Annotated in this window: 4 protein-coding genes and 1 riboswitch; all 4 genes read left to right on the plus strand. The window is 38.0% G+C overall.

Annotated elements, in window-relative coordinates; all coding sequences use genetic code 11:
- The first annotated feature begins 135 nt into the window (after positions 1-135).
- On the plus strand, positions 136-1,080 hold the full coding sequence (locus AC1DCY_RS15025; RefSeq protein ID WP_477351358.1) for an AAA family ATPase: 945 nt from the start codon (positions 136-138) through the stop codon (positions 1,078-1,080).
- Positions 1,077-2,258 (plus strand): DUF58 domain-containing protein, encoded by a 1,182-nt coding sequence (locus tag AC1DCY_RS15030; protein ID WP_477351360.1) that lies wholly within the window; start codon positions 1,077-1,079, stop codon positions 2,256-2,258. The genes AC1DCY_RS15025 and AC1DCY_RS15030 overlap by 4 nt, the downstream gene beginning before the upstream one ends.
- On the plus strand, positions 2,255-4,441 hold the full coding sequence (locus tag AC1DCY_RS15035) for a transglutaminase TgpA family protein (protein ID WP_477351362.1): 2,187 nt from the start codon (positions 2,255-2,257) through the stop codon (positions 4,439-4,441). Before AC1DCY_RS15030 ends, AC1DCY_RS15035 begins: the two co-directional genes overlap by 4 nt.
- A 35-nt stretch (positions 4,442-4,476) precedes the next feature.
- Positions 4,477-4,578: riboswitch (purine riboswitch) on the plus strand.
- A gap of 112 nt (positions 4,579-4,690) precedes the next feature.
- Entirely contained in the window at positions 4,691-6,280 is a 1,590-nt protein-coding gene (guaA, locus tag AC1DCY_RS15040; RefSeq protein WP_477351364.1) for a glutamine-hydrolyzing GMP synthase, read from the plus strand.
- Positions 6,281-6,464: the final 184 nt, after the last annotated feature.

The raw sequence follows: 6,464 nt of genomic DNA on the forward strand, positions 1-6,464 counted from the left end.
GCTCAAACTATAGGGATAAAGCAATAGAGGAACGTTTCATATAATTGTGTTACTAAACATATTTCGTTATTCTTAAAGGAATTATCATGCAATTCAAACAATTGCTGAAAATGAAATAGGAGGTTTTTTTGATTTATGAATTCACAAATACAAGATGTATTAGAAAATATAGAAAAAGTAATGATAGGCAAAAGAGAGGTAGCTGAGCTTAGCATAGTCGCCCTGCTGGCAAGGGGGCATGTCTTGCTTGAGGACGTACCAGGTGTCGGTAAAACGATGATGGTGCGAGCACTAGCTAAATCCTTTGATGCACAGTTTAAAAGGATTCAATTTACACCTGATTTATTACCGTCAGATGTTTTGGGGGTATCTATCTATAATCCAAAAACGTTGGAATTTGAGTTTCGACCTGGTCCGATTATGGGAGATGTCATTTTAGCTGATGAAATTAACCGTACATCTCCAAAAACACAATCTGCTTTGCTTGAGGGAATGGAGGAAGCATCTGTCACGATTGATGGTAAAACCTTAATAATCAATCAACCATTTTTCGTTATGGCTACTCAAAATCCAATTGAGCATGAGGGGACATATCCGTTACCAGAAGCACAGCTGGATCGTTTCTTACTAAAAATAAAAATGGGTTATCCTTCAAGAGGGCAAGAAGTGGAAATTCTTCGTCGCGCCGAACATGGTAAACCAATTGAAAAAATTGAAGCGGTTCTAACAGTTGCGCAATTAAATGAATTGCAGGAGCTTGTACAGGGTGTGTATGTTAAAGATTCGGTCAAAAACTATATGGTCGAACTAGCGACTCAAACAAGGGAAAATAGCTATGTATATTTAGGTGTAAGTCCTCGCGCAACGATTGCTTTAATGAAAGCTTCACAAGCTTACGCATTTATAAAAGGGCGTAGTTATGTTACTCCTGACGATGTTCAATATCTAGTACCATTTGTTTTTAGCCATCGTCTAGTATTAAAACCAGATGCTCGTTATGATAACGTAACGGCAGAGGAAATTATTGAACGAATTATTGCGAAAACACCCGTGCCGACAAAGAGGTTTGCAGAGCAATGAAGAAATGGCAAGCTTTAATAGAGAAAAGTAAACATTTCTTATTAGTATCTTTGTTAATGATCATAACGTTTTGTTATGCCATGTTCCAGGGTGGGTTTGTTAGTTGGTTTGTGTTTTTTACGGTTAGTCCGTTTTTATTATACGCATTTATTTTCTTACTGGTGAAAGAAGATATTTTACTAGTGGAACGGAAAATTGAGCCCTCTCATGTAGAGAATGGACAATCTACTAAGGTTACAATTACGGTAGAACGAAAAACACGCTTTCCGTTTGCTTATATGATGATGGAGGAGCTTGTGAACAGTGAAGCCCTTATTCAATCGAGGGTGCAAGGAACGAATTCCATTAAGTTCGTTGGTTTCAGGAAAAAATTTAATTGGGATTACGTATTGGAAAATATGTCCCGTGGCGAGCATCGTTACTTAGGTGTTAATATTGTTTTCTGTGATTTTTTTGGCTGGGCAAAAAAGCAAGTTGCGGTAGAAAAGGAACAAGTCATTTTAGTGTACCCGAGAGTACGCGAGATGAGGTATGCCGCGCTTCAAACAAAATTTGATGTTGGTACAATGATGTCACCTTATTCAATTGTTAAGGATACATCCATGGCTGTTGGCTTACGTGAATATGTTCCAGGTGACCGTTTCTCGTGGATTCACTGGAAATCATTTGCGAAAACACAAACGTTGCAATCTAAGGAATTTGAAGATCGTCAATCACAGGAGTTAATGTTGGTACTCCATGCCGGAAAATCTCCGTTATTTGAAGAGAAAATTGAGCTTGTAGCATCGATGCTACAAACAATTGTCGGAGAACGTGGAGATATTTCGTTTGTTTCAGCTGGTTCTAAAACGAAGGTGTTTCCGATTATCCAAGGTAATAAGCAGCTAGATCAAGTAATGTATCATTTAGCTGCTATAAAACCTGCTGAAACTGTCAAATTTCAATTGCGAGATCAGCAAGTGTTTAAGCATATTGCAACATTACTGTATGTTACGAGTGAAGTGTCGGATGAATTACTTTATTCTCTAGCTAATATGGTGAAGAGCTGTATTTGTTTTGTAGTAGCGGAGCGGCCACCTATGCAAACAGAGCTGGCGAAGCGTTATAAGCAAATTCGAGTTGTATATGTAAATCAAACAGACTATTACCATCTGTTCACGGAGGTGATGAAGCCGTGAAAAAATCACTGGGAGATTTTATAGAATTAACAATAGCATACGTAATAATTTTTCTAATTTTACGTGAATGGCTTATTCCTGTAATGCAGCTAACAAATACAGGCTTGTATCATTTGTTTTTAGTGTTTATCGGTCTATCATTGGTACTCAGCTTATTTCAAGTACATCCATTGTTGTCGGGGTTAGTGAAATTTGGTTATATTACTTGGTTTATAGTGTTTGTTTATAGTGAAAGTCCCTTTATATCAGGACAGACATTACCATTTCTAATGCATGAATTGAAATGGAATATGACTACCATTCTTTCAGGTGATTTTGGACAAGTATCAGATTCATTTAGAACGGTGCTATTCCTTGCGCTTGTATGGATGTTGATTTACCTAATTCATCACTGGATTACTGTGCGGAAAAATATATTCTATTTCTTCGCGTTAACGGTATTCTTCATCGCCACACTAGATACGTTTAGTGACTATGATGGAAAGGTAGCAATTGTTAAAGTTATTGTGCTTGGATTAATAATGACAGGCTTGCTTTTTGTTAAGCGCTTATGGCTTCAAACAGATGCACCAAACAATGTAATGGGAAAGTGGAAACTAGTTATTCCGATGATCGTTTCGGTAATGCTTGTTAGTTCAGTGGCAATCTTTTTACCTAAGACAGGACCGACATGGGCTGATCCAGTGCCTTTTATTAAAGGGGTTGCAGGGCAAGGGAACTTTGGATCAGGTGCCAAAACAGTTGGTTATAGCGAGGATGATAGCCGATTAGGAGGACCGTTTAAAGGTGATAATACACTGATTTTTACTGCAACTGCCCGTGATCGCCATTATTGGCGTATAGATACAAAGGATACTTATACTTCGAAGGGCTGGATTCTTTCGGAGGGGAACTTTGGAAAAAATGTCTACCAGAACAATACCCCTATCCAAACTTCGTTACAAGTAGGATCTCCTGAAAAAGAACATCAAATTCAAATTGATATTGCTACTCCAATGCCGTTTTTATTGCAAACGTATGGCATGATATCTGTTTCGTCCCAAGATTCATCGTTATTTATTCAGGATGAGCGCACTGAAAAAATAGCAATAGAACAACAGAATGGAGAGTCAAAATTATTATCTAACTATACGATCTTTTATAGTGAGCCAGAATATAGCATGAAGCAGCTTCAAATGTCTGAGCCGTCCACGTTAGAAACATTAGATCCGTCCTTTAATCGTTTTTTACAATTGCCAAATACACTTCCGCAACGGGTAGTAAATTTAGCGAATGACATCACAAAGGATAAAGCTTCGGTTTATGATCAAATAAAAGCAGTTGAAAAATATTTTTCATCTCATGGCTTTAGATACGATAAAAAAGAAGTAGCAATTCCGACTGAGGGTCAAGATTATGTTGATCAGTTTTTATTTGATACTAAAGTTGGTTATTGTGATAATTTCTCAACATCAATGGTTGTTCTCCTACGTTCAGTGGGGATACCCGCACGTTGGGTGAAAGGTTTTGCACCTGGTACGCCTGGTCGAATAACAGATGGTTTACAGGAGTATCAAATTACAAATGATAATGCACACTCATGGGTCGAAGCATATGTACCAGGAACAGGCTGGATGCAGTTTGAACCCACAATTGGATTCGCAGGGAATGTGAATATTGATTATGATATTGAACAAGACACTCCACAGCAGGAGCAAGTACTGCAGCCAGAAAAAAAACAAGAGCAACCAAAGAAGACAGAGCAAGAGCCGAAGAAAGAAACAGCAAGTTCAACGTCATTTAGTTTAGATACTGTATGGACATGGATGAAAAAGTTTACTTATGTATGGATTGCTCTAGGAATTTTGATGATCATCACTAGCATTACTATGTTTATGCAACGCAAAACGTGGATACCTAAAATGCAAGTACGGGCATTTCGTAAAAAGGAAGCGGATTGGACAAATTTTGATGCTTCATACCATGTTTTAACGAAGCAATTATCTCGTATTGGATTACGTCGGAAAGATGGCGAAACATTAAGTGCATTTGCTACAAGAGTAGATGCATCGCTAGAGACAGATGAGATGCAAAAACTGACCGCTGTATATGAACAACATATTTATGGCAAAGATAAACAAGAGGTTGATTTTATGAAACTGAAAGAAAGTTGGGAAAATTTAATCAATCGCACTATCAGTTGATTTTGATGGGTACAAAGAGTAAAATGAAAAAAATTATATATGATGAGGATTGCTTTCATATAAGTTCGATAATAAGGTTCGGATGTTTCTACGAAATCACCGTAAATGATTTCTCTATGAAGGCGAATGTTTTGGTTAGGTGAGAAGGTTAGTAAATCACTTTACTTTGCTACGCATTCGCCTTTATAAATTAAGAGCTTATGAACGCGTAGGAAGTTTTTACTTTCATACGCGTTTTTCTTTGAACATATGAAAAGTCCTTTAAAAATAGTAGAAGAGGTGGAAATTTTGTCAGCAAACCCTTTATTAGAGCAAGAAAAAGTAGTTGTTCTTGATTTCGGTAGCCAATTTAACCAATTGATTACGCGTCGTATCCGTGAATTTGGTGTTTTCAGTGAGTTACATCCTCATACGATTACAGCAGAAGAAATTAAAGGTATGAACGCAGCAGGTATTATCTTTTCAGGTGGTCCAAACTCAGTTTATGACGAAAATGCCTTTCATGTAGATCCAGCTATTTTCGAATTAGGCTTACCAATCCTAGGTATTTGCTATGGTATGCAATTAATGGCACATACGCAAGGCGGTAAAGTTGAAGGTGCTGAAACACGTGAATATGGTAAAGCGGAAATTAAAGTAACAGCTTCAAACAAGTTATTCGGTAACTTACCAACTGAACAAATCGTTTGGATGAGCCACGGTGACCATGTAACAGAAGTACCTGCTGGTTTTGAAGTAATCGCAACAAGTGCTGCTTGCCCTATCTCTGCAATGGCAAATGTAGAACGTAAACTATATGCAGTACAATTCCACCCGGAAGTACGTCACTCTGTATACGGTAACGATTTATTACGTCAGTTCGTATTCGACATTTGTGGAGCAAAAGGCGATTGGTCAATGGCAAACTTCATTGAACTTGAAATCGCAAAAATCCGCGAAATAGTAGGCGACAAAAAAGTATTATGTGCACTTTCTGGCGGTGTAGACTCATCAGTTGTTGCTGTTCTAATTCATAAAGCAATTGGCGACCAACTAACTTGTATGTTCGTTGACCACAACTTAAACCGTAAAGGCGAAGTTGAGCAAGTTATGAAAACATTCACAGAAGACTTCGACATGAACCTTATTAAAATTGATGCACGTCAACGTTTCATGGATAAACTTGCAGGCGTTTCTGATCCAGAACAAAAACGTAAAATTATCGGTAACGAATTTATTTACGTATTCGATGAAGAAGCGGCTAAACTTGAAGGAATGGACTTCCTAGCACAAGGTACGCTTTACACAGATATTATTGAATCTGGTACATCAACTGCACAAACTATTAAATCACACCATAACGTTGGTGGTCTTCCAGAAGACATGCAATTCAAATTAATTGAGCCACTTAACACATTATTTAAAGACGAAGTGCGCGCACTAGGATTAGAGCTTGGCCTTGATGAAAAAATCGTTTGGCGTCAACCATTCCCAGGCCCAGGTCTAGGTATCCGTGTACTTGGTGAAGTAACAGAAGAAAAATTAGAAATCGTACGCGAATCTGATTTCATCCTACGTGAGGAAATCGCAAAAGCTGGTCTTGATCGCGACATCTGGCAATACTTCACGGTATTACCTGACATCCGTTCAGTTGGCGTAATGGGCGATGCACGTACGTATGACTACGCAATCGGTATCCGTGCGGTAACATCTATCGACGGTATGACTTCTGACTGGGCACGCATTCCTTGGGATGTATTAGAGAAAATCTCTGTCCGCCTAGTAAACGAAGTAAAACACGTTAACCGCGTACTGTACGATATTACATCTAAGCCACCTGCAACTATTGAGTGGGAATAATCCCCTCATTTGATTTCGAATAAAAAGCTAGTCTGATTTAAACTGTACCCTATAAGATAGACACTTTGAAAAAAGTCTATCCTATAGGGTACTTTTGTTTATAATGAGAAAAAAGATGTCGGAGCGAAATGAAATGACGAAAAGATTATTTACTAAAAAAGAGCAAGAACAACTAAACTGTAAT

This window comes from Lysinibacillus sp. 10T31 (assembly GCF_056394365.1).

Excerpts from the sequence above, each read along its gene's own strand:
- AC1DCY_RS15025 (WP_477351358.1), top strand. The coding sequence starts at position 136 with ATGAATTCACAAATACAAGATGTATTAGAAAATATAGAAAAAGTAATG.
- AC1DCY_RS15030 (WP_477351360.1), top strand. The coding sequence starts at position 1,077 with ATGAAGAAATGGCAAGCTTTAATAGAGAAAAGTAAACATTTCTTATTA.
- guaA (WP_477351364.1), top strand. The coding sequence starts at position 4,691 with ATGAAAAGTCCTTTAAAAATAGTAGAAGAGGTGGAAATTTTGTCAGCA.